Below are 25,564 nucleotides of genomic sequence, written 5' to 3'. Positions count from 1 at the left end.
CTGATTGTTGCGAAGGGCCTGCACGCCCGTTTCGCTTGCACTTTCCGACATTACTGCCATATCGACCAATATTCAACCCACAGCTGGACATATAACCACCTCTTTTTTATATGCCGTTATGGTTATCTCAACTTTTCCCTTCGGTACTATTGGCCCCCATTCCACCAGCATGCGCTTAATCTGGCTGTCGTCTTCCCAGACACCCGCATGCGTCAGCGCGTCAAACAGAGCCTTGTTGTAATTATCGATATCCCGGCGGCGCGCATCCGGCGGGTACAGAGTGATTTCTACCGCTGCCAGTTCAGTCGATGGCTTCGGGAGACGTCGTAATTGCTCAATGATCGCCACGCAGGCAGCGCTCTGGTATTTACGGCCATCAACACTAATGAGGTGACGACCGGCCAGCGGCCCCTTGTTAGGGGCGCGCCAGTAAGTGTTCACGCTCGGAGGGAACGGGAGCACAAGTTTCATGCCACCTCCTGTTGTTGCATTGCACATAGTTCCGGAAGATTTGCCTCCACCAGCGCCCTAGCGAATGGTGGTGGTACCGCATTACCGCAGCGGGCTACCTGCTTATCTTTTGCATAGCGATTTCCACGGTAGTCCTGATCAATAACGTATCCATCCGGGAAGCCCTGCGCTTTGTAGAGTTCATGCGGCTGCAACATGCGCATTCCAATATCAACGATCTGGTATTTAACCCCATCGATCGTTACCAGCCATTCATCGTCACTTTCCCCGCAATACGTCTCGAGAAATGTGCGCACCTCACCCACGTGTTGGCCACCAGCGGTGATTGTTGGCATAGGCACATCAAGGCGTTGCCCGTCGCGGCATGTTCCACGCAGTTTCACCAGATGAGAGGCAACAACCGCATGATGATCGACAGTGGTCACTGAGTGCGCGGGTTCATCCATACTGACACCCGGCCCCGTATAGTTACCGCCGTAGTGTTTAGCCAGGAACGCACCTACCAGTTGAGATTTACCGCCACCGCCAGCGGTGATGGTTGCGCTCGGTTCGTCTGCCCGGTGGCCGACGCTGGCCCCAAACTGGCGGGCTATCACTGGCGCAACAAGACAGGCGCGGGATTGCTTCAGAATGGTATGAGCAGGTTTATCCAGCGGGCGCGGTTTAGCCTGGTATTCACTACCACCATTACCCGCCAGGAATGGCGTCAGTGCAGCCTCAACAATCCCGAGTGCATGCCCATTCCCACCTGGACGTTTTGATGTGCCAGCGGTTACCGTCGGGACAGGTTCGGTAACGGGCTGCCCGGTTGCGCCAGTGCGGAATTTTGTCAGATGTGGAACAGCTAACGCGTAACCGTGGGTTTTAGTAATAGTTTGCAAAGGCTCGTCCAGCTTCTGACCGCGGAAACAGTCGTAACTCGTTTTGGTGCTGGTGTGATTGCACTTCACGATAAACGGCGACGCACTTTCGATAACAAAGCGCTGTATACCGCGCGCGATCCGCTTCAGAGTGTTCTCCGCCAGCGGTTTTTTGCGGTCGAAGATGGACAGTGCTGGAACATTCCAGTCGATACATTCCGCAGCGGTACGCCATGGCATCAGCCTGCCGCTCTGTACCTCCAGAGACTTAGGATCCCCATGGGTAACAGCAGGCCACTGGATTGGGCAGCCATCGCAGCGCATAACCATAAAGAAGCGTTTGCGGATCGTCGGCGTACCGTAATCACACGCGCGCAGTTCACGATAATCGACATCATATCCAAGCCCATCCACCAGCTGTTGCGCCTGCTCGCTACCTCTTTCAATAGACAGAAACTCACAAACCTCTGACAGTGCCGGGTGATCAGCAGGAATGCCAGTGGACAACATGCCGACAAATGCATTGAATGTTTCGCCAGTACGGGCAGGATCCGGACGCATTTCATCGGCCAGCAGAGGTCCCCACGTTTTGAACTCTTCCACATTCTCCAGCATCATCACACGCGGTCGCTTTGCCAGTGCCCAACGCAGAACAATCCAAGCCAGACCGCGTATCTCTTTTTTCACAGGCTTTGCGCCTTTGGCCTTTGAGAAGTGTCGGCAGTCCGGGCTAAACCATGCCAGCCCAACAGGATTACCGCCGGTGGCGGCTAACGGATCCACGTCAAATACGGATTCACAGTAATGCAGTGTGTCAGGGTGGTTCGTCTTGTGCATCGCAATGGCGTTTTCGTCGTGGTTGATTGCAATATCCACGCTGCGCCCGATCGCCAGCTCAATACCCGTCGATGCGCCACCGCCACCAGCAAAGTTATCAACGATAATCTCACGCATGGGTTACCCCCTGCATGCTGCCAACAAGACCACGCGCAATTGTGATAATTTCGCTGGTGGCCGTTCGTTCCAGCCAGAGTTGATTGATGTTGGCTTTCAGCTTGTTCTGCTGAACCTCGCTTAATACATCAACGCCTTCCACCTGGTTAAACACCAGACCAACCTCGAGAGGCCAGATACGCGATTCGACTTCTGGTAATGTCAGCGGCGCAGTTGGCTGTGCTGTTTCTGCTTGCTGGGCCTTGCCAGCGGCAAATGTGACCAGCGACATAAATGCCTTCCCTTTTTCCTCCAGTTCGGTACGGTTGATGTAGCTGAAACGCTCGCCGCGCCAGGACTTATCGAAGATTGCAATGGCGCCAGCAAAGAAAGCACCGGTAGGCTTCTGCTTATCGTCAGCAGGAACAAACCACACTGGGAGATCGAACCCAATACGACCGCGGATAAACATGACGTGATCGGCGTCTTCCGGCCACCACGTTTCACTTGTCGCTGCTTTAATGAGGAACACGTAACGCCCACCCTTTTCACGCATCTCCATTGTGTGATCCATGATGTGGGTCATGCCGGTAATCGCCTGTTTCTCATGGTACTGGGAGCGGCTATAGGGTGGATTTCCGAATGCGGCACCGCCGATTGATTCCAGTATTTCCGCCCAATCCTGTGTCAGCGCGTTATCTTCGGCGGTGTACCATGCCGGGCACTTCGCGTTGTCGTCGTCAGCAAACAAATCCAGAACTAATGGACCAAATAGCGCGTTGATCCCCCAAAAAAGCAGATCCGGTGTCCGCCACTGATCGCCAACTTCTTTCAATTCGTGAGCTGGTTTGCTACGCAGTGCCGCCAGCGCCTGGCAATATTTATTGGTCATCATGAACGGAACCCCGAATTTTCTGGCAGTGAGTAATCAACACTCTGGAAGTTTGCGCGGCTGGCTGAGTTAGTCTCCCATTTGCCGTTAACGCGTTCAGGCCGGCCAGCACTGGACCATTTGGTCGCGCTTTGCAGGTAGCCAGGGAAGTTTTTTGGAATGAACAGAGTTGCCGGGCGGAGGTATTGCGCCTGCTCGCTATCACGCCAATCGGCATTTTTGTAATCCACTACCAGGCACAGGTCATCAACCGTGAATTGTTCCCGAAGACGGGCGCGAATATTCTCCAGCGACGTGCTGCATACCTGGTAGCGTGAGCCAGTAGTCTGGTTCAGGTAAGACAAAACCTGTCTGGCCTGATCAGTAATCACAACCTCAGGGTCTGGTTGCGCCGCAACCGAACAAAAGGGTTTTGAAGTTACTTGTGGATCTTGTTTTGATTTTACTGACGGATCCCCACCAGATTCTGACGGGTCAAAACCGCTGTTTTTGCCAGATTTCGACGGGTCAGTTTTTGAGGCGTCAAATTTTGATGCGTCAGATTTTGACGTGTCAGAATCTGACAGTTGAGAAAATGCGGCAGTCTGAAGTTTCGCCACATTCAGGCGGTACACGTTAGAAGCATTACGGTTACCATTACGGCGCTGTGTACGCGTGAGCCAGCCATCTTTTTCAAGCTTTGCGATTGCCGTTCTGATAGTGCTCGGGCCCGCGCCAAGCTGGCGAGCGATAGTTTCAATTGACGGCCAGCACACACCTTCATCGCTGCTGAAGTCAGCAAGGCGAGCCATGATCGCAACACTAGACAACTTCATGCCCGACGATGCGCAACCATCCCATACGTAGCCGGTTAATTTAGTGCTCATGATCGTCCGTTATCTCCCTGAACTTTTGCCTGAAATGCTCAAGTGGGCTGAAGCATTCGTGTGGATAGCCATCTCGCAGGTAGATAACGCGCTGTGTTTCTGGCTCCCAGCGGATAACACGGACTGGCACTCCGCGGTGATCTTTGAACCTTCGGTTAAGTTCGCGCACAGGCGTTTTGCCCTCCGATAGTAGACCCCCACAATTACGGCAGCCTGGCTGTGGTTACATGACACCCAGCGATTTGATACTTTGCATTCATACCGAAACAGCGGAAGACCCGGCACCGGGATCATTCGTAGTTGCGGTAAGTGAGGATTTGCGATTAAATTGCTCATGCGGATTATTTCTCCATACTCGAAGAGTTGTTCGCCAAGGCGCCCGGAGCTGCACACTCGCGGGCGTCACTCTTTTCTGGAAGGCAATAGACTCGTGAAATCAGGTTCAGAAACGTCATAAGCGTTACCCGGAACTGGTAGGCGATTTCGTTCAGACTGTCCCACTCCCCTTTATCAACCACACCATCATCGATGTATCGACGATATGCGTTAACCAGGTCACCAAGCCTGCCCACCAGCTCAGCCAGCTTTAAACCAATCTCTTCGTTCTCTGTTTCTGGTGCCGCGCCCGGGATATGGATCCCGTTATCTGTTTGGCGAGAAAACGCATCAGCTATGTAGCTAACACCGGCGGCTTTCTGTAGCACCATCGCCCACCCCATAGGGAAGATCTGATCCCCATCCACACGAAGGCGGTTAAACAGCGCATTCTCTGTTACCCCCAACCATTCCGCCGCCTCGGCATAGCCTCCAGGCAGGTCGGTAATCGTCTTTTTAATCGCGGACACCAACCAGGCTGGCTGACGTTCAACTTTCCAAATAGGTTCGTTACCCACGGTTAACCCCTTATTCCTGTGGTTTTATGTCTGTACTCGCGCCTGTACAGTTCGAATAGCGATGTGGGTAAAGAATTTCTAGCTCATTGATTTTTCCCGAGAAGAAACGGACTAGACGTTCAGCAATATCTAGGGAAGCAATTTGCTGCCCTCGCTCTATCCGACTTAGATTTCCCGGGTCGATATCAACCCCTTTTGCTACACAGGAAAGAGTCATACCTTGCGATTTACGCAAGATTCGTAACGGTGATTGCATATACCCTCCTTTAATTGCGTAATACGCATATTAATTGGAACGTACGACTTGCGCAAGTTGCTTTGCACATCACGCAAAAAAAACATGTAATAGACGCATGAACATAGGAAACCGCATAAGAGAACTTCGCACAGCGAAGGGTCTAAAAATCGCTGATCTTGCTGAAGCCGTTGGTGTCGACGGAGCTAACATCTCGCGCGTAGAAACCGGCAAACAGAAGTCATTTACTGAACAATCACTTAGCAAATATGCTCAAGCTTTAGGCGTTAGCGTTGCTGATCTATTTACTCCAGGCGGAAATAAAACTACTGTATGTGAATACAGTGGTAGTAACCCACATTCTGGAGATGGATCTGTGTTTAGAGTGGAGATTCTTGATGTAAGTGCCAGCGCTGGTGGTGGCTTTATTCAAGGCAGCGATATTATTGATGTCATCAGGTCAATCGAATACAACAATGAACGTGCGCTAGCGATGTTCGGCGGAAGAACGGCAGATCAAGTAAAAGTAATCAACGTTCGAGGCGACAGTATGGCTGAGACTATCGAACCTGGTGATCTTCTCTTCGTTGATATCTCTATTCATGAATTCGATGGTGATGGAATATATGTATTTGGTTTTGATGATAAAATTTACGTCAAACGATTACAGATGATACCTGATAAGTTGTTGGTGATATCGGATAACCCAAAATATAGAGAATGGTCTGTGGATGAGACAAACGAACACCGTTTTTACATTTTTGGGAAGGTAATGATAAGCCAATCTCAATCATTCAAACGCCACGCCTGACACTACATATCAATGTTGAAACCGCCTTTACGGCGGTTTTTTTACGCCTCGATATTGCGCAAATCGCAATTTAATACTTGCGTTATTCGCAATTTAATTTTATTGTCTACTCCATAGCGAACAGGCAGGATGCCCACGAAGTAGCCGCCGGTGGCATATGAATAACCGGATGATTCGCTGACAGGTGTCTTCGGGAGGGGTAACAGAGACGCGGTCTGATTAACCGCAACTCGTAGTCAAATTCCTATAGCTGGTGGCGATACCCAAGCCAGGAATACCAAAACCAGCAGGAGTGTTAAGGGCAAGGGCTAATCACCCCCTTAGCACCCCGCCCGAAGATACCTACCACCGCGCCTGATGTGGTTAAAAGCAGGCCAAAGCAATAACAAGTAACTCCCTGTTCTGGCGGCCCGGTGTTTTCCCGTGTACTTCCGGTAACCGCCAGCCTTTTTCAGGGCACAACATGGAAGCGCACTCCTTCACTTACCAGTTATGGGTGACAGGTGTGAAACAGGTGGAGTGCGCTTCCAGTTGTGGTGAATTGCAGTCCATCGAGACAACCAGAAGACAAGCGTCTGGCGCCACAACTTGAATACTGCGTGAAGTGTTGGCGGTACCAGTTACATCCCATCAATTAGCTGGTACCGCCCTTTTTACACAACAGAAAAGGGTATCACCGTGTGACGGGCTCATAACCCAATCCACCCGGGCAAGAGGATGGCGATTGCAGTCGCCTACAAATGCAGGTGCCCTTCTCTGTTGTGTATGGAGAAAGTTCGGCGGTGGCAGCCGCCTTAACGAGGGTAAAACCATGAGTAATGACCGCATGACCGTAGTGCCAGATTTTCTTGGCGAACTGGATGCCGGCGTCTTCATGAACAAAATCGCGGCAGCACTTAATACCACCGCGCTTGGCGTTCTGAACAACGGCAACAAAGGCAAAGTAGTCCTCACCTTTGATTTTGAGCGCATGGGAAACTCCGTCGAAGAGAAGCGCGTCAAGATCAAGCACAAGCTGAACTACAGCACCCCGACACCGCGTGGTAAAGCCTCCGAAGAGGACACAACCGAAACCCCTATGTGGGTCAACAAAGGCGGGAAGCTCACCATCCTGCAGGAAGATCAGGGGCAACTATTCGGGATCACCGGCGCGGTGGATGGAAAGCTTAAAGCGGCTCAGTGATCCGCAGCAACAAACTCACTGATACCACTTCGAACATCAGCAATTAAGGAATTTTTATGTCTCAGTTAGACAGCGGCACATTCAAGCAGGTCAAAGACCTGGTTCTTTCCGGTTATCACCTGAATGATATTCATGGCCTGGCTTGCCCGACCGCATTACTGCCAGATGGTACTGCCGTTGAAAGCCTCGAGCGCTTTTCTCTGGAGCGTTTCCGCTTTCGTGGCGCAATGACCACAACCAGTATTGACGACTTCGCACGTTATTCTAAAGGTTACGCCAGCGCTAGCGAGCCAGCTCGTTGCTTCATTGACGCTGACAACATGACCGCCCGTTCAGTGTTCAACATCGGCACCCTGGATAATCCAGGTCACGCCGATAACGTTGCTTCAATCACCCTGAAGAAAACCGCCCCGTTCCGAGCGTTACTGCAGATCGATGGTCAACGCCTGAAGCAAAAGCAAATCGCGGAATGGCTGGAAGACTGGAGCGATTACCTGCTGGCGTTTGATGCTGATGGCAATACGATGCAGATTTCACAGGCGGCTCAGGCTGTGCGTCGTATCACTATTCAGCAAGCAACACAGCAGGACCATGAAACTGGTGATTTCGCTGGTAAAAAATCTCTGATGCAAAGCGTTGAAGCAAGCAGCAAAGACGTAATGCCTGTGGCGTTCGAGTTCAAATGTGTGCCGTATGAAGGTCTGGGTGAACGCCGCTTTAGCTTGCGTAACAGCCTGCTGACTAGCGATGAACCCTGCTTTGTTCTGCGCATCGTCCAGTTGGAAGCCCAGGAAGAAGCGATCGCCAACGAATTCCGTGATTTGCTGATCAGCAAGTTCGACGGTGAATCAGTGGAAACTTTCATCGGTAACTTTAAAGCGTAATTGCTCTGCATTAAATCCCCGGCGCCGCGGGGATTTATTGAAGCGTAATTCAATTAATTATCGCCACCCGGCGAGGGATTCGTACAACCAAAATCTGCGCGGTGCAGCGCGCTAATATGGAGAAAACCATGAGCTATATTCAGACATTATCCGGCAAACATTTTAATTACCTCGATATCCAACAGGACGATATCGTGATCGAAGATATCGCCACCGCGTTGTCTCATATCTGCCGCTTTGCAGGGCATCTTCCTGAGTTTTACAGCGTCGGCCAGCATAGCGTTTTAACCAGCCACCTCGTTCCGCAGGAGTTTGCATTAGAAGCACTGCTTCATGATGCCGCCGAAGCCTACCTGCAGGATATCCCCTCGCCTCTTAAGCGCCTGCTACCGGATTACCAGGTGATCGAAGCTCGCGTAGACGCAGCTATTCGCCAGAAATTTGGCCTACCGACGGAACAACACCCAACTGTGAAATATGCCGATCTGGTGATGCTCGCCAGCGAACGCCGCGATTTTGAGGTTGACGAAGGTTCCGTGTGGCCATGCCTCGAGGGAGTTATCCCAACGGATTTATTCATTATCAATCCAGTCCGTCCTGGCCAGTCATACGGCATGTTCATAAATCGCTTTAACGAGTTGATGGAGCAGCGCCAATGCGCCGCATGAAGGTAAAAGAACTCGTAGCGGAGGCTTTTGCCTCCGTTGCTGAACTGCCACCAAAGCATGCACCGCTTATGCGCGAAGTCGCCACCAGACTGGACGCTACGTTCGCAGCATTAAAAGAGTCTCTGGTGCAACTGGAACAGGAACGTAAAGGTAAAACACCATGACCGTATTTGAATATCTCCAGGCTCATCCGAATACCACCAGCGGTGAAATCGCCAAAGGTATGAACTTGGGTGCAGTAACAGCCTAACCATGATGTTTAACCAGCTGTTGAGTAAAGCCAGGAAAGGAACAGTCCAATGACCACTATCGGAAAACCGACATACGAAGAACTAGAGAAAAAATGTGCATTGCAGCAATCAAAACTGGCTGCGATTAACGAGTTGATGAGTGTCGTGGAAAAGGCCAGTGATATCGCAAAAGCTGGTATCGAAGAGCTGCAATCACAAAACGCAGACCTTGCAGTACAGCTCGCTAACGCCGAGAGCAAGTGCAGGGATCTGGCGGCGGAGAATTCGGGGCTGAAATCCGGGCAGTCATTTTTCATGTACAGCGATGAAACGGGATTTGAAATTCATAAAGCCCAGGATGCAGCCATTGCATCTGCCAAAGACATGATCGCTGTATGTCGCGAAGAGGCGGCGCAAGACGGTTGGCCGGAAGATGCCGACACCATCTGCTGGGGGGTGATTATGCAGAAAGCGATAGAAATGGATTTCGAAAAACCTTCCGAGCAAAACGGCTGGATTGGCTGGTCTGAATACAAGCTTAGCCCTGATATCGAAACCCCAGCAACCGACGCTTTCCTAGCTGAAGTGCGGGCGCAGGGTGTGGAAGCTTTGGTATTGCGCCGCAAAACTGCTGCAAGAATTGCTAGAGAACGTGATGATTTACGTGCTGCTGATGATCTCGAGGGTGAAGCCTGCCGCGCTCAGATGTTTGCTGATGATATTCGCCAGGAGGCCAGACTTCGCAAAGGAGTCGCGCTATGAGCGATTACATGAAGCCAGGTGAAGTCCGCTGCTGGAAATGCGGAGAGTGGATATTCAGCAACGAACTGGAGAGCGCTGACGGATTTTGCCCTAATTGCTCAGCAGAAATTTGCACTGATGAACCGCCATATATCAACGATGAGCAGGAGACTGCTCAATGACAGCACTCAACAAACAGGCGCTGCGTGAAGAATTCCAGCTCATGCAAGACCATTACAGCGACCCGGCAGACCGCAAGCGCCAGGTGATTTACATCGCCGCAGAAGCGCTGCTGGATGAGCTGGAAGTCAAAGACTCCACGATAGCAGAACACCGCAAGGTGCTAAACAGCCTAGCAGCTGTAGCCCGTCGCTACCTTCCGGATTATGACGAGCATCCTGAAATTCAGGCCGCTGACGAATTACTTGATACCGCCGCTGGCATTGGCGTGAAGGGGGATTGAGCTATGTGGCGAGGAACAAATCGCGGCGGCAGCCAGATGATACTCACTTCCTACGAATACGACCCGGAAACCAAAAAATCAAAGTCTGCTTATCTCCTACGGCATCACAGCAAAGTTAAGCAAACAACGCTTGAGCAAAAACTTGTTGTTGAGAACGATGCGTTTGGTCGGTTTAAACCGATGGTCGAGCTTGCCGACTTTCCTGAAAGATTAAGCGAACGAGAAGCGATGCTGAAGCTGGCCGACTGGCTACACCGACTTGGCGTGGCGATTGAAGATAACTGGAGTACACCATGACAACCAACAAACTACCTGAATGGCGCAAGTCGCTAAACGAGGCTGTAGAAAACTATCAATCCACTCGCGCCTGGTATGAAGAAAATCAGGACAGCCCATCAGCCGAGCAGGATATGGACGCGGCGGCGGGTGAGATTGAAAAGTTGATAAAACAGTATGGGGTGCTCATCGTTTTAAATTTGCTGGATGAGATAGACGAGCTACAGGAACACCGCAAGGCTGATAGCCAAGCGCAAGCCACGCTAAATCGCCTTGCTGTGATTCTTCACGGCTCAGAGGTTGATTTAAACCTGCTAACGGCAACGGCTCAATCGCTGATGGATCGTTGCAAGGCTGGCAACTCTTCAGTAGCTACAGAATGAAGTAACCGGATGCAGCCGGTTTAAGTGGAGAACTATCTATGAGCGGACAGAACCAACGTTTTCTTACTCCTGATGACCTCTATCAATTAACTGGTTATCGTCGCCCTTCCCTACAGTGTAAAGCTCTGAGTGATAGTGGGGTATTTTTTATCCTACGTAAGGACGGCAGACCAGGAACAACATGGGATCATGTATCAAACCCGGTTGGCCTTAAGTTGATAGTGAACAATCCAGAGGAAGAAGAACCAAACTTTAAGGATATGTAATGTCTAGAGCTCGCAAAAACCCTGAGGATAACTGGATGCCTCCTCGCGTTCGACGGGGAAAATCTGCTTATGAGTTTCGTACAACAGATGGTCGTACCGTCAGGTTGTGTAATCCTGATCTAACAAAATCGCAGGTATGGGCAGCTTACGAAAACTTCATAAACGATTTAAAGGTTAGTACGAACTTCAACGCACTTTGTGAAGAGTTCTTTAATTCCGGTGATTTCCACGAGTTAGCAACTGAAACACGTAAAGACTACAGAAAATACGGTTCAAAGGTAAATGTTGTCTTCGGGAAAATGAAGCCGGATAACATCAAGCCAGAGCACATCAGAAAATATATGGATAAACGAGGTGTTAAGAGCAGGGTTCAGGCAAACCGCGAGAAAGCATTTATGTCCAGGGTGTTTCGGTGGGCATACGAACGAGGAAAGGTGAAGATGAATCCTTGCCATGGCGTAAAGCAATTTAAAGAGCAGGCTCGGACCCGTTATATTAGCGATAGGGAATATGATGCACTTTATAGCGTTGCTTCTATTCCCGTTAAAGTTGCAATGGAGTTGGCATATCTATGTTGCGCCCGCCAGGGAGACATTCTTGACCTCAAAAAGAGTCAATTATTGAGCGAAGGAATTTTAATTCAGCAGAGTAAAACCGCAGTTAGCCAGATCAAGGCCTGGACAAAACGTCTGGAGGATGCCGTTAATCTTGCTGACAGCATTCATCTCAACAACGGTATGGTAAGTATTTTTGTCATCCACCAGCCATCAGGTCTGCGATATACACGCGATGCTTTTAATGCACAATGGATGAAGACTAAAAAAATTGCTGCTGAAAAATATCCAGACCTCGATTTCCAGTTCACTTTCCATGATCTAAAAGCCAAAGGAATTTCTGATCTTGAAGGTACTCTGAGTGAGAAGCAGGAAATTTCAGGTCATAAAAACGCGTCGCAAACAGCGAGATATAATCGAAGAATTTCAGTTGTTCCGGTCGTCGGGGGGCAGTAATGCCCTCTTTTTTATGGCGAAGCTGAATGGCGAAACCATGGTGAATATAGGGCACAAAAACAAAAAAACCACCCGTAGGTGGTTTCACGACACTGCTTATTGCTTTGATTATTCTGTTCTTTCCCATGGTACCCGGAGTGGGACTTGAACCCACACAGCGCGAACGCCGAGGGATTTTAAATCCCTTGTGTCTACCGATTCCACCATCCGGGCTCGGGAAGAAATTGGAGGCGCGTTCCGGAGTCGAACCGGACTAGACGGATTTGCAATCCGCTACATAACCGCTTTGCTAACGCGCCGAAATCTTCTGGCTTTACAGCTAAACATCCGCAAATGCCGATGTTTTAAATTTGGAGCGGGAAACGAGACTCGAACTCGCGACCCCGACCTTGGCAAGGTCGTGCTCTACCAACTGAGCTATTCCCGCATCACCAAGTAACTTTGTTAATCACTTGATTTTGTTATCGTCTGGCAATCAGTGCCGCCGTTCGATGCGTTGCATTCTACTTACCTGACGCAATGAGTCAACGATATTTTTCACCACTGACGATCGTTTGCTGAAATTTGCGGCGAAACGATCACTGATCAAGCAAATCTCCCCGTGCAGCGCTCAAATACTGGAACATTGACCATAAAGTCAGAATCGCGGCGACAAAGAAAAGTGCAATCCCGGCATACTCTACCCAGATATTTGGGCGCCACAGCAGCCATGCCAGCGCCGCCATTTGCGATGTCGTTTTGACTTTACCGATCCACGACACCGCCACGCTGCTACGCTTGCCAAGTTCTGCCATCCATTCACGCAGCGCTGAAATGATAATTTCACGCGCGATCATCGTGGCGGCAGGCAATGTCACCCACCAGCTGTGGTAGTGCTCCGTCACCAGCACCATCGCAATAGCCACCAGGACTTTATCTGCCACCGGATCGAGGAACGCCCCGAAACGGGTGCTTTGGTTCCAGCGGCGCGCCAGAAAACCGTCAAACCAGTCGGTAACGGCCGCGATACAGAAAATCAGCGCGCAAACGAAGGGAGCCCAGGTGAATGGCAGATAAAACGCCAATACAAAGAATGGGATTAGAATGACGCGAAACAGCGTGAGCAATGTAGGGATATTAAATTGCATATGACGGATAACTATCTGTTGTCAGTGAAATTACCCCTATGTTGCTACAGAGGGCTTAATGTTTCAACGAGTAGAAGATCTTTTCTGCCAGAGCTTGCGAAATACCCGGCACTTTTGCAATTTCTTCGACACTGGCGTTACGAAGCCCTTGCAAACCCCCCATATATTTCAACAACATTTGTCGGCGCTTAGGGCCAACGCCTTCGATGGTTTCCAGCGTACTGGTGCTTTTCACCTTCGCCCGTTTTTTACGGTGTCCGCTGATGGCGTGATCGTGAGACTCATCGCGGATATGCTGAATAACGTGCAACGCAGGAGAGTCCGGCGGCAGGCTAAACCCCTCGCCTTCCGGTTCGAAGAACAGGGTTTCCAGGCCAGCTTTGCGATCTGCCCCTTTTGCCACACCCAGTAACAGAGGATGCTGTTTATCCCAGGGCACGTCCAGTTCAGCAAAAACAGCTTTCGCCTGCCCTAGCTGGCCTTTACCACCGTCGATCAAAATAACATCTGGGATCTTACTTTCTTCTATTGCCTTACCGTAACGCCGACGCAGTACCTGGTTCATCGCCGCGTAATCATCACCCGGCGTAATACCCGTAATGTTATAGCGACGATACTCTGCGCGCAGCGGCCCGTTAGCGTCAAAAACCACGCAGGAGGCAACGGTCTGCTCGCCCATCGTGTGGCTAATGTCAAAACATTCCATGCGTTTCACCGCAGGCAGTTTCAGCACGGATGCCAGCGCCGTCAGACGTTGGGTAATAGTGGACTGCTGGGAAAGTTTGGTGGTTAACGCCGTAGCCGCATTGGTACGTGCCAGCTTCAAATATCGGGCGCGATCGCCTCGCGGTTTCGTCTGGACGTTAATCTTCCGCCCGGCCAGTTCAGACAAAGAGTCAGCCAACAGCGTCTTATCGCTAAGATTAAAATCAAGCAGGATCTCCCCAGGCAAGGTACGCACCTGGCTACCCTGTAAATAGAACTGCCCAACGAAGGTTTCAACTACCTCGCCCAGCTCCGTTCCCCCTGGTACTTTAGGAAAATAGCTGCGACTGCCTAACACTTTACCCTGACGAATGAACAAGACGTGTACACAGGCCATTCCGGCATCAAATGCCACGCCGATAACATCCAGATCGTCGCCAGTATTGGAAACAAACTGTTTTTCAGTGACACGGCGAACCGCCTGAATTTGGTCGCGGATGCGTGCGGCCTCTTCAAACTCAAGGTTCTGGCTGGCCTTCTCCATCCGGGTTATCAGTTGCGTTAACACCTGATCGTCTTTGCCGGATAAAAACAGCCGTACATAGTCGACCTGCTGTGCGTACTCTTCTTCACTCACCAGACCGGCGACACATGGCCCAAGGCAGCGGCCAATCTGATATTGCAAACACGGGCGTGAACGGTTGCGATAAACGCTATTTTCGCACTGACGTATTGGGAAAATTTTCTGCAATAGCGCCAGCGTCTCGCGGACGGCATAACCGTTAGGAAACGGTCCAAAGTATTCACCTTTAGCATGCTTGGCGCCGCGATGCGTCGCCAGACGCGGATGGGTATCGCCACTGAGGAAAATAAAGGGATAGGATTTATCATCGCGCAGCAATACGTTATAGCGCGGCTGGTACAGCTTGATGTAATTGTGCTCAAGCAATAATGCTTCAGTTTCGGTGTGCGTCACCGTGACATCAATCTGCTGAATTTGTGCCACCAGCGCTTCGGTTTTACGCGACGCGAGATTGCTGCGGAAATAGCTGGAGAGCCGTTTTTTCAGGTCTTTCGCTTTACCGACATAGATAACCGTCCCGGCGGTATCGTACATACGATAGACGCCAGACTGGCTGGTCACGTTTTTCAGAAACGCTTTAGCATCGAACTGTTCGGTCACAGGCTTGTTAATGTCTCCGCATTACACAGGCCATGGCGAATTGCCAGGTGAGTCAGCTCCACATCGCCATGAATGTTTAATTTACTGAACATTCGATAGCGGTAGCTGTTCACTGTTTTGGGACTAAGATTCAGTTGTTCTGAGATCTCATTGACCTTCTGGCCTTTGGTGATCATCAGCATAATCTGCAACTCGCGTTCAGACAAACTGGCAAACGGGGTTTCCGTTTTCTCTGGCTCAATCTGGCTAAGCGCCATTTGTTGCGCAATATCGGAAGCAATGTAGCGCTGCCCGGAAAAAACCGAACGAATCGCGCTCACGACTTCCTGAGGGGCGGCCCCCTTGCTGAGATAGCCCGCGGCTCCCGCCTGCATAACTTTTGCCGGCAATGGGTTTTCGGTATGAACAGTCAACATGATCACTTTAATGTCAGCCGAGGAACGCGCAATTTTGCGGGTTGCCTCCAGACCGCCAATACCGGGCATATTCATGTCCATCAGCACAACGTCGACGGCGTTAGTGCGGCACCATTTGACCGCATCTTCGCCGCAGCACGCCTCGCCGACAACTTTAATGCCTTTTATATCTTCCAGAATGCGTCGTATCCCTGCGCGCACCAGTTCGTGGTCATCAACAAGAAAAACGTTGATCAAAGGAATATCTCCAGAATAGGGATAACGCTACCGATAGTTAATCGGTCCTATGTTAACGGGTTTTATCTCAACTTTGAAATCTAAAAAACGCCCGACTTTCGATTTTGCTCTCGTTTTTGGAAATTAGATTGTACGAACCGTGGAAACTTTCACGGTTGAAGGCTGTTTGCCCGCGCTTATATCTGCATAGCTGTTTCAGAATAGTGACAAAAAATTCATATTCTTACGCTGAATGCTAAATAGGAAGGTAAGCTTGTAACAATAATTAACGAGTAAAATACTCGGAATAAACAATGAATGGAGAAAATATATGCACTGCAACATCTTGTTTATTTTAATCTCATTGGGTTTTGTTTGTGCAAAAAACAACCTCAGATATTTTTAGCCGAGCTTATGGTATACTCCGCCGCCTTGACGTTTGCCATCGCACTTTTTCATTGAAACATAACGAGGAAAATAAATGAGTACGCCTGATTTTTCCACTGCTGAGAATAATCAAGAACTGGCTAATGAAGTCACCTGCCTGAAGGCCATGTTAACGCTGATGCTGCAGGCTATGGGACAAGCCGATGCAGGACGCGTGATTCTTAAAATGGAAAAACAGATCGCGCTGATTGAGGACGAAACACAGGCCGCGGTATTTACCAGCACTGTTAAACAAATTAAACAGGCCTATCGTCAGTGATAAGAAACCGGCTGACAGCGATGCTCTCAGCCGGTTTTGCGTCTGACACTCAGAACGACATTTTATTCAGATAAGCCCTGTTGCAGCGGCATAACAAGCAATCTGTGTTTTGTTTGGCGCGTTAAACTTCTTCTGCATATTCTTCTGATGAAAGTTAACGGTATTTTCAGAGATCGACAGAATCATTGCTATCTCGGAAGAGGTTTTCCCCTCAGCGGTCCATTTCAGAATCTCTTTTTCGCGCTTGCTAAAACGCATCTCCGGCGCCATGACCATGTCATCTTCCAGCCGCATAAGTACTGACAGACTTTCTCGTACCAGCAGTTGCATCCTGAGTTCGACTTCATCCTGGGCATAGCGGCCATTACGCACACTTGCGCGTGAAACGGACAAAAAACCTAGCGCCCGATTTGGCAACATTAAGCATTGCGTCATCCCCTTGCGCAGACCGTGATTACGCGCGGCGTCCCACAGCGGTTGTGCGTCACGGAACAAGGCGTCATCCCACGGTAAGTGGCCCTGACTGAAGTTTTCGGGTTTCAGTACCGGATCGATAGCGAAATAATTTTCTGATTGGTAGTGTGCGACCCATGCTTTGGGATACGTCGTATGAAGTACCGTTTTAGGTCGGGTAAAGGGTACGGGATGCCGGACACAGAGCGCATAAAAATCGAACTCTAAGTGCTGCGTCTGAAGTTGTAATTCGTTATAGACATCCTCTGCCGCCGCCATTTCCTGAAAGCGTAACAGCATGCTCCGTCGCCAGGTGAAGAAATCATGATCCTGCATACTAAGTGGTAATGCCCCTGAGATTGATAATCATCCAAATGTACGAAACAAGCTAACACATAAATGTATTTTATATATGCAAATTATCGGACAAATAAGAAATTACTTGAGTGTAATGTAACAGCCCACAATGCTGACAGGATGAAGCAATAATAATAAAGCAGTAATTATAAATAGTTATGCAACAAGCACTCACCAAAAAAACTATTTCGATGAGTGCTCTCTGACCTTTTATTGCATCAGGAATTTTTCAAGAAACTGACGGGTTCGCGGTTGCTGCGGATGCGTGAATAATGATTTTGCAGGCCCCTGCTCCACTATCTTGCCCTGATCCATAAATATCGCCCGGTCAGCAACGTCACGCGCAAAACTCATTTCGTGCGTCACAATGACCATGGTGCGTTTTTCCTGCGCCAGTTGACGAATAGTATTAAGCACTTCGCCAACCAGTTCCGGGTCAAGCGCGGAGGTCGGTTCATCAAAAAGAATAACTTCCGGACGCATAGCCAGCGCCCGGGCAATAGCGACACGCTGCTGCTGACCGCCGGATAACCGCCGTGGATAGCTGCTCTCTTTACCCGCAAGCCCAACCTTTGCCAGAAGTTCACGCGCGCGCGCTGTCGCTTCCGCCTTCGGTTCGCCCTTCACAATTACCGGACCTTCAATAATGTTTTCCAGTACTGTGCGATGTGGAAATAAATTAAAGTTCTGGAACACAAACCCCACATGCTGGCGCAACTGGCGAATCTGTCCTTTCTGCTGGCTTAAGGAACGTGCGGTATCAATGGTAATATCTCCAACCTTGATGGTGCCCGCCTCCGGTTGTTCCAGCAAATTTATACTGCGCAACAGCGTGGTTTTGCCTGAACCGCTCGGCCCGATAATCGCCACGACTTCACCAGGCTTAACGTCCAGATCAATGCCGTGCAGTACCGTTTGCCCGTGAAATTTTTTCACCAGGTTTCTGACTTCAATAGTACTCATTTCGGATCTCTCTCCTGGCGGTTGAGTTGTTCTTCAAAATAGTTCTGCAGCGCAGAAAGCACCGTCGCCATGACCCAGTAAATCAGCGAGGCCGCCAGATACATAGTAAACACTTCCAGCGTGCGTGAAGTAATCAGCTGCGCCTGGCGGAACAGTTCCGGTACCTGGATGGTCGCGGCCAGTGATGTGTCTTTCACCAGACTGATAAAGCTGTTGCTCAGCGGTGGAAGCGCAACCCGCGCAGCCTGCGGCAGGATCGCCCTGCGCATCGTCTGCCACGGTGTCATACCGATACTCGCCCCGGCTTCCCACTGACCTTTATCAATGGAGGAGATGGCCGCACGCAGCGTTTCTGCCGCGTAAGCCGCAGTATTCAGCGACAGACCGATCATAGCAGCCGGGATCGGGTCCAGCTCAATACCAAACTGCGGCAGACCGTAGTAGATCATAAACAGTTGGGCAATTAACGGCGTACCGCGAAAGATAGAGATATAAAAGCGCGCCAGCCAGCGCACAGGCAACAGTGACGATAAACGCATTAGCGCCAGGATGAACCCCAGCACCAGGCCAAAAAACATCCCGCCGATACTCAGTTGGAGCGTAAATACCGCCCCTTTCAGCAGATATGGCAGCGAATCAATGACCAGTTGGATACTTTCTTGCATTAGTGTTTTTCTACCTGGTTGTCATACATGTGGATGGTAGGCAAACAACGCAGGTGCCCCACCGGTATGAATAAAGAGGATTGGCCCTTCATCTTTAAAGCGTTTCTGGCTGATACCGTCAATCAGGCCTGCCATCGCTTTACCGGTATACACCGGATCCAACAAAATGCCTTCCAGACGCGCCAACAGTTTTACCGCCTCCATGCCTTCTTCATTTGGCGTACCGTAACCCGGCGCAAAGTAATCATCCCACAGTAAAATATCTGCCGCCGCAGTCAGCTCCAGCTCACTGGCAATGGCCTGCTGCAGCGCAACGACTTTTGGTTTTTGGTCAGCAACGCTGCGCGAAACGGTGACACCGATAAGCTCAACGTTCGGCATCAATTGTTCCAGTCCTACCGCCAACCCGGCGTGCGTTCCTGCACTGCCCGACGCCACCACGACGGATGAAAGTTCTACGGCCCCTTCACACTGCTGAGCAATTTCCAGCGCGCTTTCGACATAACCCAATGCACCCAACGCGTTAGAACCGCCAACCGGGATCACATACGGGCGGAACCCCTGCGCTTCAATCCGCGTCGCCAGTTCCTGAAGCTGCGCATTCGGATCGGTCAGCGCATCACACATCTCAATCTGTGTATTAAACAGATCCAGCAGCAGACGGTTACCGTTACTGAGATAATTTTCCGCAGTCGTGCCTATTGGATTTTCTAACAGCGCCACACAGTGAAGCCCCAGCTTCGCCGCGACCGCCGCCGTCTGACGCACGTGGTTCGACTGGATAGCCCCTGCGGTGATCAATGTGTCTGCGCCTTCACGCAGCGCGTCCGCCGCCAGAAACTCCAGTTTGCGCAGTTTATTGCCGCCCATCGCCATCGGCGTGACGTCATCGCGTTTAATAAAAATATCGCGGCCGAGATAATCAGAGAAACGCGGGAGATATTCGAGCGGCGTGGGCGCACCAATAAATTCCAGACGGGGAAAGCGCGTTAAGTTATGCAGTGGCATAGAGCCTCCGGTGTTTACTCATCATCTTGTGGGCAACAAGCAGCCCAAAAGCCTGAGAGTAGAAGTTGTTGTGATGTTCTTTTTATTATGCACGTTCAGGCGCAATGGAATAAAAAAAGGCGCTGTTAAAGGCGCCTTTTTTATCCGGATGATGATTATTTAGTCACATCCGCTCCAAACCATTTTTCGGACAGGGCTTTCAGCGTGCCGTCTTTTTGCATATCGGCAATGGCTGCATCCACAGCTTTCAGCAGATCTTCATTGCCTTTACGTAGCGCCACACCAGATTCCTGGCGGGAGAAAGCTTCACCAGTCACGGCCAGTGTGTCTTTGGTTTTCTTCACCAGATCCAACGCTGCCAGACGGTCAACCAGAATGGCATCGATACGGCCTACGCGCAGATCCTGATATTTGGTCGGATCATCATCATAGGTACGAATATCTACGCCCTGCACGTTCTGACGCAGCCACTCTTCATAGTTGGTTCCCAGACCAACGCCGACTTTTTTACCTTTCAGATCGGCAGCAGTCTTAATAACGCCTTCGTTACCTTTCTTCACCAGCGCCTGGATACCAGAAACCGTATACGGGGTAGAGAAATCGTATTTTTTCTTCCGTTCGTCAGAGATGGTTACCTGGTTTATCACCACATCGATACGTTTGGAATCTAACGACGCCAGCATGCCGTCCCATTTGGTCGGCTTGAGCGAGGCTTTCACACCCAGATGTTTAGCCAGCTCCTCGGCAAATTCCACTTCAAAACCGGTCAGTTTGCCATCGTCGCCCTGGAAACTAAACGGGGGATAAGTCCCTTCAAGCCCCACCAGCAGCGTGCCGCGCTCTTTCACTTTATTTAACAGACCTTCGTCCGCAAATGTTTTTGCGCTCATACCCGCGACAAGTGCAACAGCCATTACACCCATCAGCGCCTGACGTCCCAGAAGTGCTAATTTCATAGTTACCCCGAATATTGTCATTAGTGACCATCATTTATGACCGAAGTGTAGAACGTTCGCCGTAATTCACAAACACGACTCTGTTACACCTTATTCGTTTTTAATATATATCAGAACTGGCTGTCCAGGCGGATTTCTGCATATGCCCCATATGTGTATGGGCTTTAAACTGCTCATACTTACGTAGCGCAATGCGGTAGTTATTGGTGCTGGTTTCTGGCAGCCACGGGGCGAGGTTTTCGTCGAGGAATCCTTCCTGCAGCAGGTCATGAGAAATTTTTTGTTCGGTCAGATGATTGCCGAGACGACGCAGGCGAACAACATATTCGCGCACCGTGCCGTGGCTCATTTCGGTTTGCTCAAACAAAAATTGTTTAAAGCCGATGATGTCAAAGAAGTCGCTTTGCTCTTTGCAATGCAAATCACCGCAGAAACGGCATAACGCCACCCACTCTTTTTTCTCCTGCGCCCATTCAGCATCATCAAGCAGCGTGTCCAGGCGGGAGATGGCTATCTTATTCACAATCTGCCCGCGACGAACCAGCGTGATCCTGTCAAGCAACTTAAAGCAATGGGCGCAATGCGTCTGGCTGTGTTTGAAATCTTTGAGGTAGCGGCTTAGTGGCCGTCTTTTTGATTGCTGCACCGTCATGAGAACTCCTGGTAGTCAATACGTTATGCGGCATTGTTCAGGGGCAAAGATTACCCCTTATAGCTTACCCAGCTTGGTGCGTAGACGTTTGATAGCCTGGCTGTGCAACTGACTGACCCGTGATTCGCCCACTTCCAGAACAGCACCAATCTCTTTCAGATTCAGCTCTTCCTGATAGTACAGCGTCAATACCAGCTTCTCGCGCTCCGGCAATGCATCAATCGCATCCATCACGCGCTGACGGAGGTTCCCCTCAAGAAGCTGTTGTAACGGGTTTTCTTGCTGATGTTCTTCTGTCACCAGCTCAATACTATCGCCATGCTCTTCCCGCCACTCGTCGTAGGAGAAGAGTTGGCTATTATTGGTATCAAGCAACATCTGACGATACTCTTGTACAGGGATCCCCAGACGCTCCGCCACTTCAGTTTCCGTCGCGTTACGCCCTAATTCCTGCTCCAGTTGCCCCATCGCCTGTGCCACTTCGCGGGCATTGCGCCGAACGCTACGCGGCACCCAGTCCCGGCTGCGTAGTTCATCCAGCATAGCCCCACGAATACGCTGCACTGCGTAAGTGGTAAATGCCGTTCCTTGCAAAGCGTCATATCGGTCAACTGCATTCAATAACCCGATGCCGCCCGCTTGTAGCAGGTCATCCAGTTCCACGCTCGCCGGCAAGCGCACCTGAAGGCGCAATGCTTCGTGACGCACCAACGGTACATAACGCTGCCACAGCGAGTGTTTATCCATTACACCTTCAGCGGTATACAGTGAATTCACGATAAACAGCCCTGCGTTAAATGAGTTATCGGCATGATTATCCGTTTCTGCAGGGGTTTTAATCGGGTGAATAGTGGGTGAAATGGGGGGTTATTTGGGGGTTACGGGTAAAGCGGAATGTAAAAAACCCCGCCGGAGCGGGGTTTGCGCGATAAGTGTAAATTAACGCAGCAGAGACAGGACGTTCTGCGTGGTCTGGTTGGCCTGCGCCAGAACAGAAGTACCCGCCTGTTGCAGAATGTTTGCACGAGACATGTTGGACACTTCGGTCGCGTAGTCAGCATCTTCGATACGGCTACGGGCTTCAGACAGGTTGTTTACGGTGTTACCCAGGTTAGTGATGGTAGAGTTGAAACGGTTCTGTACCGCACCCAGGTCGGAACGCAGGTCAGCAACTTTCGCCAGCGCCGCATCGATTTTAGCCAGCGGGCTTTCAGTTTTCGCGGTAGCGACTTCGTTTAGAGCCGTACCTGATTTGAAGTTGTGATCTTTTACGCTGGATGCCAGATACTGTTTTCCACCTACGGTAGCGATTTCAGTTTTACCGTTCACACCACCAAACTGAACAGCGGCTTCTTTGCTAACACCTTTATCGTCGGTATATGCAACAGTTTTAGCAGTGATTTTGCCGTCTTTATAATCAGCAGCGTAGTATTTGTCATCAACTTTGAGAGCATAGCCGCCATCAATAACTTTACCGTTTTTGTCTTCAAAAGACATTTTCACCAAAGTGGTATTGGTATCAGTTGCACCAGTAACGCCTGCATCAACCAGCGCTTTTGCTGCATCTGTTGTAACTGGGGTATCAACAACCTGATTTTTGGTAACAGTTTTAGTTTCTGCTTTGGTAATGGTTGTATCTTTAGCGCCAATGACCACGGCACCTGTATCGGGGTCAATGGTCGCCTTATACATACCATTACCTTTACCAGGATCAGTACTGGTTGAGTCTGTGATGTTTACATAATGCTGACCATCTTTAAACTCAACTGTCGCTTTACCCTCGCCTGCAGTACCACCCACAGCTGCATCAATTTCACCCTGAGTTGGTGCAGTGATGGTTACACCGTCTTTATAGGTACCTGCACCTACAACTGTAGCGGTAGTCTTATAACTATCCTGCACGCTCAGGCTATCCAGACCCAGCGTTTTGGAGTTGATTTCTTTCAGGTTGATATCGATGGTTTCGCCATCGTTAGCACCAACCTGGATGGTCAGGGTGTTGTCTTTCGCCAGTACTTTCACGCCGTTGAACTGGGTCTGACCGGATACGCGGTCGATTTCGTTCAGACGCTGAGTGATTTCAGCCTGGATGGAGTCGAGGTCAGACTGGGAGTTGGTACCAGTAGAAGACTGAACCGCCAGCTCACGAACACGCTGCAGGTTGTTGTTGATTTCAGACAGAGAACCTTCAGTGGTCTGTGCGATGGAGATACCATCGTTGGCGTTACGGGACGCCTGAGTCAGACCTTTGATGTTAGAGGTGAAACGGTTTGCAATCGCCTGACCTGCAGCATCGTCTTTCGCGCTGTTGATACGCAGACCGGAAGACAGACGCTCGATAGCGGAGCTCAGAGAAGACTGAGATTTGTTCAGGTTATTCTGGGTCAACAGCGACAGGCTGTTTGTATTGATGACTTGTGCCATGATCTTTTCCTTATCAATTACAACTTGATGTTATTGGGCTGTTGCCCACGGTTTCTGACCGTAACCCATGTATCGGCACCTTAAATTCGAACTTTAGAAAATTTTTACTTTCCGCCCATTTTTTTCTTAGCCCCGGAAATACCCGCTTTAATTACCACTATTCCGCGCATTATTTTTGCAAAACTATTATTAAACTTTGCGCGCAGATTGCCGATATAGCGGTTAACTACTGTTTGCAATCACAAGGAATTAGGCATGCCTTCATTTACATCACTGGGCGTTGGCTCGAACTTACCACTGGACACATTGCTGACAAACTTAACCACTGCTGAGAAAAAGCGCTTAACGCCCATTACCCAGCAGCAGAGCGCTAACACCTCGCGTCTGACCGCGTACGGTACGCTGAAAAGTGCATTAGAAAAATTTCAAACGGCGAATACCGCACTGAACAATGCCGACCTGTTTAAAAGCACCACGGCAACCAGCAGCACAGAAGACTTAAAGGTCAGTACAACCGCCGGTGCTGCTCCCGGTAAATATACCGTCAGCGTGTCCAAACTGGCACAAGCACAGTCGCTATCAACCACGTCCAAAATTACCTCGACCAAAGAACAGTTGGGCGATACCAGTGTTGATGAACGCACCATAACGATTTCACAACCGGGTCGTAAAGAACCCCTGGAAATCAAGTTAGGCAAAGGCGAAACCTCTCTGGAGGATATTCGTGACGCCATTAACGATGCGGACAGCGGTATTTCGGCAAGTCTGGTAAAGGTTAAGGAAGACGATTATCAGTTAGTGTTAACCGCGGAAAGCGGCACTGAAAGCGAAATGACCATCTCAGTCTCGAATGATTCGAAACTGAGCGATTTACTGTCCTATGACAGCAAAGCGGGCAGCGGCAAAATGAAGCAACTGGTCGGTGCGCAAAATGCGCAACTGACCGTCAACGGCATTGATATTGAACGTCAAAGCAATACCGTAACTGACGCACCGCAGGGCATCACGCTGCAACTGACCAAAGAAGTCAAAGATGCCTCTATCACGGTAACAAAAAGTGATGAAAAGGCCACAACGGCAATTAAAGCCTGGGTGGAAGCCTATAACTCACTGGTCGATACCTTTGGTACGCTGACTAAATATAAAGAAGTTGAACCGGGTGAAGCGGCCAGTGCAGATAACGGCGCATTACTGGGCGACAGTGTTCTCCGTACCATTCAAAACGGTATTCGTGCGCCATTTGCTAACAGCGGCAGCGAGTCCCCGTTTAAAACCATGTCTGAGATTGGCATTACTCAGGATGGCGGCACTGGCAAGTTAAAAATTGATGAAGAAAAACTGGCTAAGGCACTGAAAGATAACACAGCAGCGACCCGTGAACTGTTGGTGGGTGACGGCAAAGAAACCGGTATTACCACCAAGATTGCCACCGAAGTAAAAAGCTATCTGGCCGATGACGGTATTATCGACAATGCGCAAGATAATATTAACGCCAACCTGAAACTGCTGACTAAGCAGTATCTGACCGTGAGTAACAGCATTGATGAAGTCGTGGCTCGCTATAAAGCACAGTTTACCCAACTCGATTCCATGATGAGTAAGCTGAACAGCACCAGTACCTATCTGGGCCAACAATTTTCAGCGATGAATAATTCCTGATAACACGAG

The 25,564-nt window shown here is 50.0% G+C and carries 33 protein-coding genes and 3 tRNA genes; 15 read left to right on the top strand and 21 right to left on the bottom strand.

Annotated features, from left to right (window positions below; translation table 11 throughout):
- Positions 1 to 72: 72 nt before the first annotated feature.
- The 7 genes from HV041_RS06190 to HV041_RS06160 form a co-directional block, all read right to left on the bottom strand.
- Positions 73 to 471 carry a RusA family crossover junction endodeoxyribonuclease gene (locus tag HV041_RS06190; protein WP_182269535.1) on the bottom strand — a complete coding sequence of 133 codons (399 nt, stop codon included), beginning with the start codon at positions 469 to 471 and terminating at the stop codon, positions 73 to 75.
- A complete protein-coding gene (locus HV041_RS06185; protein WP_182294084.1) occupies positions 468 to 2,285 on the bottom strand; it encodes a DNA cytosine methyltransferase in 1,818 nt (605 codons plus the stop codon). The genes HV041_RS06190 and HV041_RS06185 overlap by 4 nt, the downstream gene beginning before the upstream one ends.
- Positions 2,278 to 3,156: a phage N-6-adenine-methyltransferase gene (locus HV041_RS06180; RefSeq protein WP_182294275.1), complete on the bottom strand. Its 879-nt coding sequence runs from the start codon at positions 3,154 to 3,156 to the stop codon at positions 2,278 to 2,280. The genes HV041_RS06185 and HV041_RS06180 overlap by 8 nt, the downstream gene beginning before the upstream one ends.
- Positions 3,156 to 4,022 (bottom strand): conserved phage C-terminal domain-containing protein, encoded by an 867-nt coding sequence (locus tag HV041_RS06175; RefSeq protein ID WP_182294083.1) that lies wholly within the window; start codon positions 4,020 to 4,022, stop codon positions 3,156 to 3,158. Before HV041_RS06175 ends, HV041_RS06180 begins: the two co-directional genes overlap by 1 nt.
- Entirely contained in the window at positions 4,012 to 4,191 is a 180-nt protein-coding gene (locus HV041_RS06170; protein ID WP_003034732.1) for a DUF4222 domain-containing protein, read from the bottom strand. The genes HV041_RS06175 and HV041_RS06170 overlap by 11 nt, the downstream gene beginning before the upstream one ends.
- Positions 4,192 to 4,363: 172 nt before the next feature.
- Positions 4,364 to 4,915, bottom strand: coding sequence for a YmfL family putative regulatory protein (locus tag HV041_RS06165; RefSeq protein WP_136397921.1), 552 nt, complete (start codon positions 4,913 to 4,915; stop codon positions 4,364 to 4,366).
- A gap of 10 nt (positions 4,916 to 4,925) precedes the next feature.
- A complete protein-coding gene (locus tag HV041_RS06160; RefSeq protein ID WP_048221267.1) occupies positions 4,926 to 5,171 on the bottom strand; it encodes a helix-turn-helix transcriptional regulator in 246 nt (81 codons plus the stop codon).
- A 97-nt stretch (positions 5,172 to 5,268) separates the two neighbouring features.
- Between HV041_RS06160 and HV041_RS06155 the strand changes: the two genes are divergently transcribed.
- The 12 genes from HV041_RS06155 to HV041_RS06100 all read left to right on the top strand — a co-directional run bounded on the left by HV041_RS06155 (position 5,269) and on the right by HV041_RS06100 (position 12,065).
- Positions 5,269 to 5,961, top strand: coding sequence for a helix-turn-helix transcriptional regulator (locus tag HV041_RS06155; protein WP_061549226.1), 693 nt, complete (start codon positions 5,269 to 5,271; stop codon positions 5,959 to 5,961).
- 811 nt (positions 5,962 to 6,772) lie between these two features.
- On the top strand, positions 6,773 to 7,144 hold the full coding sequence (locus tag HV041_RS06150) for a hypothetical protein (protein WP_001515608.1): 372 nt from the start codon (positions 6,773 to 6,775) through the stop codon (positions 7,142 to 7,144).
- Positions 7,145 to 7,200: 56 nt separating this feature from the next.
- Positions 7,201 to 8,028: a DUF2303 family protein gene (locus tag HV041_RS06145; RefSeq protein ID WP_182294082.1), complete on the top strand. Its 828-nt coding sequence runs from the start codon at positions 7,201 to 7,203 to the stop codon at positions 8,026 to 8,028.
- A gap of 128 nt (positions 8,029 to 8,156) precedes the next feature.
- On the top strand, positions 8,157 to 8,696 hold the full coding sequence (locus HV041_RS06140) for an HD family hydrolase (RefSeq protein ID WP_182294081.1): 540 nt from the start codon (positions 8,157 to 8,159) through the stop codon (positions 8,694 to 8,696).
- Positions 8,684 to 8,860, top strand: coding sequence for a hypothetical protein (locus HV041_RS06135; protein WP_001253786.1), 177 nt, complete (start codon positions 8,684 to 8,686; stop codon positions 8,858 to 8,860). Before HV041_RS06140 ends, HV041_RS06135 begins: the two co-directional genes overlap by 13 nt.
- A gap of 135 nt (positions 8,861 to 8,995) precedes the next feature.
- Positions 8,996 to 9,688 (top strand): hypothetical protein, encoded by a 693-nt coding sequence (locus HV041_RS06130; protein WP_182294289.1) that lies wholly within the window; start codon positions 8,996 to 8,998, stop codon positions 9,686 to 9,688.
- Entirely contained in the window at positions 9,685 to 9,849 is a 165-nt protein-coding gene (locus tag HV041_RS06125) for a hypothetical protein (protein WP_182294080.1), read from the top strand. Before HV041_RS06130 ends, HV041_RS06125 begins: the two co-directional genes overlap by 4 nt.
- The gene (locus HV041_RS25000) at positions 9,846 to 10,130 is read left to right on the top strand and encodes a hypothetical protein (RefSeq protein ID WP_226814011.1); all 285 of its coding nucleotides are present in this window, start codon (positions 9,846 to 9,848) and stop codon (positions 10,128 to 10,130) included. Before HV041_RS06125 ends, HV041_RS25000 begins: the two co-directional genes overlap by 4 nt.
- 3 nt (positions 10,131 to 10,133) lie before the next feature.
- The gene (locus tag HV041_RS06115) at positions 10,134 to 10,427 is read left to right on the top strand and encodes a hypothetical protein (protein WP_182294079.1); all 294 of its coding nucleotides are present in this window, start codon (positions 10,134 to 10,136) and stop codon (positions 10,425 to 10,427) included.
- On the top strand, positions 10,424 to 10,789 hold the full coding sequence (locus tag HV041_RS24995) for a hypothetical protein (protein WP_226814012.1): 366 nt from the start codon (positions 10,424 to 10,426) through the stop codon (positions 10,787 to 10,789). Before HV041_RS06115 ends, HV041_RS24995 begins: the two co-directional genes overlap by 4 nt.
- Positions 10,790 to 10,827: 38 nt before the next feature.
- Positions 10,828 to 11,055, top strand: a complete 228-nt coding sequence (locus HV041_RS06105) for a DUF4224 domain-containing protein (RefSeq protein ID WP_182294078.1) — start codon at positions 10,828 to 10,830, stop codon at positions 11,053 to 11,055.
- Entirely contained in the window at positions 11,055 to 12,065 is a 1,011-nt protein-coding gene (locus HV041_RS06100; protein WP_182294077.1) for a tyrosine-type recombinase/integrase, read from the top strand. The genes HV041_RS06105 and HV041_RS06100 overlap by 1 nt, the downstream gene beginning before the upstream one ends.
- A 126-nt stretch (positions 12,066 to 12,191) precedes the next feature.
- Here the strand turns inward: HV041_RS06100 and HV041_RS06095 are convergent.
- The 6 genes from HV041_RS06095 to uvrY form a co-directional block, all read right to left on the bottom strand.
- Positions 12,192 to 12,278 (bottom strand) — tRNA-Leu (locus tag HV041_RS06095).
- A 12-nt stretch (positions 12,279 to 12,290) separates the two neighbouring features.
- Positions 12,291 to 12,364 (bottom strand) — tRNA-Cys (locus HV041_RS06090).
- 52 nt (positions 12,365 to 12,416) lie between these two features.
- Positions 12,417 to 12,492 (bottom strand) — tRNA-Gly (locus HV041_RS06085).
- Positions 12,493 to 12,643: 151 nt separating this feature from the next.
- Positions 12,644 to 13,192 (bottom strand): CDP-diacylglycerol--glycerol-3-phosphate 3-phosphatidyltransferase, encoded by a 549-nt coding sequence (pgsA, locus tag HV041_RS06080; RefSeq protein WP_003030490.1) that lies wholly within the window; start codon positions 13,190 to 13,192, stop codon positions 12,644 to 12,646.
- 55 nt (positions 13,193 to 13,247) lie between these two features.
- Positions 13,248 to 15,080 (bottom strand): excinuclease ABC subunit UvrC, encoded by a 1,833-nt coding sequence (gene uvrC, locus HV041_RS06075; protein ID WP_182294076.1) that lies wholly within the window; start codon positions 15,078 to 15,080, stop codon positions 13,248 to 13,250.
- Positions 15,077 to 15,733: a UvrY/SirA/GacA family response regulator transcription factor gene (gene uvrY, locus HV041_RS06070; protein WP_048211324.1), complete on the bottom strand. Its 657-nt coding sequence runs from the start codon at positions 15,731 to 15,733 to the stop codon at positions 15,077 to 15,079. Before uvrY ends, uvrC begins: the two co-directional genes overlap by 4 nt.
- A 350-nt stretch (positions 15,734 to 16,083) precedes the next feature.
- Between uvrY and HV041_RS06065 the strand changes: the two genes are divergently transcribed.
- A complete protein-coding gene (locus HV041_RS06065; RefSeq protein ID WP_101743137.1) occupies positions 16,084 to 16,197 on the top strand; it encodes a hypothetical protein in 114 nt (37 codons plus the stop codon).
- The gene (locus tag HV041_RS06060) at positions 16,194 to 16,418 is read left to right on the top strand and encodes a DUF2594 family protein (protein WP_005127733.1); all 225 of its coding nucleotides are present in this window, start codon (positions 16,194 to 16,196) and stop codon (positions 16,416 to 16,418) included. Before HV041_RS06065 ends, HV041_RS06060 begins: the two co-directional genes overlap by 4 nt.
- A 66-nt stretch (positions 16,419 to 16,484) precedes the next feature.
- On the opposite strand, the gene sdiA is transcribed toward HV041_RS06060, so the two are convergent.
- From sdiA to HV041_RS06020, 8 genes are all read right to left on the bottom strand, one after another.
- Complete coding sequence (sdiA, locus tag HV041_RS06055; RefSeq protein ID WP_048211322.1) at positions 16,485 to 17,207, bottom strand: transcriptional regulator SdiA; 723 nt, start codon at positions 17,205 to 17,207, stop codon at positions 16,485 to 16,487.
- Between the two features lie 231 nt (positions 17,208 to 17,438).
- On the bottom strand, positions 17,439 to 18,191 hold the full coding sequence (gene tcyN / locus HV041_RS06050; RefSeq protein ID WP_005127735.1) for an L-cystine ABC transporter ATP-binding protein TcyN: 753 nt from the start codon (positions 18,189 to 18,191) through the stop codon (positions 17,439 to 17,441).
- Complete coding sequence (gene tcyL, locus HV041_RS06045; RefSeq protein ID WP_061068102.1) at positions 18,188 to 18,856, bottom strand: cystine ABC transporter permease; 669 nt, start codon at positions 18,854 to 18,856, stop codon at positions 18,188 to 18,190. The genes tcyN and tcyL overlap by 4 nt, the downstream gene beginning before the upstream one ends.
- Positions 18,857 to 18,877: 21 nt before the next feature.
- Complete coding sequence (dcyD, locus tag HV041_RS06040; protein WP_115643231.1) at positions 18,878 to 19,864, bottom strand: D-cysteine desulfhydrase; 987 nt, start codon at positions 19,862 to 19,864, stop codon at positions 18,878 to 18,880.
- A gap of 155 nt (positions 19,865 to 20,019) precedes the next feature.
- A complete protein-coding gene (gene tcyJ, locus HV041_RS06035; RefSeq protein WP_005127738.1) occupies positions 20,020 to 20,820 on the bottom strand; it encodes a cystine ABC transporter substrate-binding protein in 801 nt (266 codons plus the stop codon).
- Positions 20,821 to 20,920: 100 nt separating this feature from the next.
- Positions 20,921 to 21,472 carry a flagella biosynthesis regulatory protein FliZ gene (gene fliZ / locus HV041_RS06030; RefSeq protein WP_040232441.1) on the bottom strand — a complete coding sequence of 184 codons (552 nt, stop codon included), beginning with the start codon at positions 21,470 to 21,472 and terminating at the stop codon, positions 20,921 to 20,923.
- A gap of 57 nt (positions 21,473 to 21,529) precedes the next feature.
- Complete coding sequence (gene fliA / locus HV041_RS06025) at positions 21,530 to 22,249, bottom strand: RNA polymerase sigma factor FliA (RefSeq protein ID WP_005127740.1); 720 nt, start codon at positions 22,247 to 22,249, stop codon at positions 21,530 to 21,532.
- Positions 22,250 to 22,411: 162 nt separating this feature from the next.
- A complete protein-coding gene (locus HV041_RS06020; protein WP_005127741.1) occupies positions 22,412 to 23,896 on the bottom strand; it encodes a FliC/FljB family flagellin in 1,485 nt (494 codons plus the stop codon).
- A gap of 255 nt (positions 23,897 to 24,151) precedes the next feature.
- Between HV041_RS06020 and fliD the strand changes: the two genes are divergently transcribed.
- Positions 24,152 to 25,555: a flagellar filament capping protein FliD gene (fliD, locus tag HV041_RS06015; protein WP_048211317.1), complete on the top strand. Its 1,404-nt coding sequence runs from the start codon at positions 24,152 to 24,154 to the stop codon at positions 25,553 to 25,555.
- The last annotated feature ends 9 nt before the right edge of the window (positions 25,556 to 25,564 follow it).

Source organism: Citrobacter sp. RHBSTW-00029 (assembly GCF_014104295.1).
Classification (GTDB): domain Bacteria; phylum Pseudomonadota; class Gammaproteobacteria; order Enterobacterales; family Enterobacteriaceae; genus Citrobacter; species Citrobacter youngae.
Note: the sequence above shows the minus strand (reverse complement) of the source record. Positions and strands in the feature narration are given on the sequence as shown.

What these genes read in the sequence shown, in the direction of transcription:
- HV041_RS06190 (WP_182269535.1), bottom strand. Translation starts at nt 471, where the DNA reads ATGAAACTTGTGCTCCCGTTCCCTCCGAGCGTGAACACTTACTGGCGC.
- HV041_RS06185 (WP_182294084.1), bottom strand. Translation starts at nt 2,285, where the DNA reads ATGCGTGAGATTATCGTTGATAACTTTGCTGGTGGCGGTGGCGCATCG.
- HV041_RS06180 (WP_182294275.1), bottom strand. Translation starts at nt 3,156, where the DNA reads ATGACCAATAAATATTGCCAGGCGCTGGCGGCACTGCGTAGCAAACCA.
- HV041_RS06175 (WP_182294083.1), bottom strand. Translation starts at nt 4,022, where the DNA reads ATGAGCACTAAATTAACCGGCTACGTATGGGATGGTTGCGCATCGTCG.
- HV041_RS06160 (WP_048221267.1), bottom strand. Translation starts at nt 5,171, where the DNA reads ATGCAATCACCGTTACGAATCTTGCGTAAATCGCAAGGTATGACTCTT.
- HV041_RS06155 (WP_061549226.1), top strand. Translation starts at nt 5,269, where the DNA reads ATGAACATAGGAAACCGCATAAGAGAACTTCGCACAGCGAAGGGTCTA.
- HV041_RS06150 (WP_001515608.1), top strand. Translation starts at nt 6,773, where the DNA reads ATGAGTAATGACCGCATGACCGTAGTGCCAGATTTTCTTGGCGAACTG.
- HV041_RS06145 (WP_182294082.1), top strand. Translation starts at nt 7,201, where the DNA reads ATGTCTCAGTTAGACAGCGGCACATTCAAGCAGGTCAAAGACCTGGTT.
- HV041_RS06140 (WP_182294081.1), top strand. Translation starts at nt 8,157, where the DNA reads ATGAGCTATATTCAGACATTATCCGGCAAACATTTTAATTACCTCGAT.
- HV041_RS06135 (WP_001253786.1), top strand. Translation starts at nt 8,684, where the DNA reads ATGCGCCGCATGAAGGTAAAAGAACTCGTAGCGGAGGCTTTTGCCTCC.
- HV041_RS06130 (WP_182294289.1), top strand. Translation starts at nt 8,996, where the DNA reads ATGACCACTATCGGAAAACCGACATACGAAGAACTAGAGAAAAAATGT.
- HV041_RS06125 (WP_182294080.1), top strand. Translation starts at nt 9,685, where the DNA reads ATGAGCGATTACATGAAGCCAGGTGAAGTCCGCTGCTGGAAATGCGGA.
- HV041_RS25000 (WP_226814011.1), top strand. Translation starts at nt 9,846, where the DNA reads ATGACAGCACTCAACAAACAGGCGCTGCGTGAAGAATTCCAGCTCATG.
- HV041_RS06115 (WP_182294079.1), top strand. Translation starts at nt 10,134, where the DNA reads ATGTGGCGAGGAACAAATCGCGGCGGCAGCCAGATGATACTCACTTCC.
- HV041_RS24995 (WP_226814012.1), top strand. Translation starts at nt 10,424, where the DNA reads ATGACAACCAACAAACTACCTGAATGGCGCAAGTCGCTAAACGAGGCT.
- HV041_RS06105 (WP_182294078.1), top strand. Translation starts at nt 10,828, where the DNA reads ATGAGCGGACAGAACCAACGTTTTCTTACTCCTGATGACCTCTATCAA.
- HV041_RS06100 (WP_182294077.1), top strand. Translation starts at nt 11,055, where the DNA reads ATGTCTAGAGCTCGCAAAAACCCTGAGGATAACTGGATGCCTCCTCGC.
- pgsA (WP_003030490.1), bottom strand. Translation starts at nt 13,192, where the DNA reads ATGCAATTTAATATCCCTACATTGCTCACGCTGTTTCGCGTCATTCTA.
- HV041_RS06060 (WP_005127733.1), top strand. Translation starts at nt 16,194, where the DNA reads ATGAGTACGCCTGATTTTTCCACTGCTGAGAATAATCAAGAACTGGCT.
- sdiA (WP_048211322.1), bottom strand. Translation starts at nt 17,207, where the DNA reads ATGCAGGATCATGATTTCTTCACCTGGCGACGGAGCATGCTGTTACGC.
- tcyN (WP_005127735.1), bottom strand. Translation starts at nt 18,191, where the DNA reads ATGAGTACTATTGAAGTCAGAAACCTGGTGAAAAAATTTCACGGGCAA.
- tcyL (WP_061068102.1), bottom strand. Translation starts at nt 18,856, where the DNA reads ATGCAAGAAAGTATCCAACTGGTCATTGATTCGCTGCCATATCTGCTG.
- dcyD (WP_115643231.1), bottom strand. Translation starts at nt 19,864, where the DNA reads ATGCCACTGCATAACTTAACGCGCTTTCCCCGTCTGGAATTTATTGGT.
- tcyJ (WP_005127738.1), bottom strand. Translation starts at nt 20,820, where the DNA reads ATGAAATTAGCACTTCTGGGACGTCAGGCGCTGATGGGTGTAATGGCT.
- fliZ (WP_040232441.1), bottom strand. Translation starts at nt 21,472, where the DNA reads ATGACGGTGCAGCAATCAAAAAGACGGCCACTAAGCCGCTACCTCAAA.
- HV041_RS06020 (WP_005127741.1), bottom strand. Translation starts at nt 23,896, where the DNA reads ATGGCACAAGTCATCAATACAAACAGCCTGTCGCTGTTGACCCAGAAT.
- fliD (WP_048211317.1), top strand. Translation starts at nt 24,152, where the DNA reads ATGCCTTCATTTACATCACTGGGCGTTGGCTCGAACTTACCACTGGAC.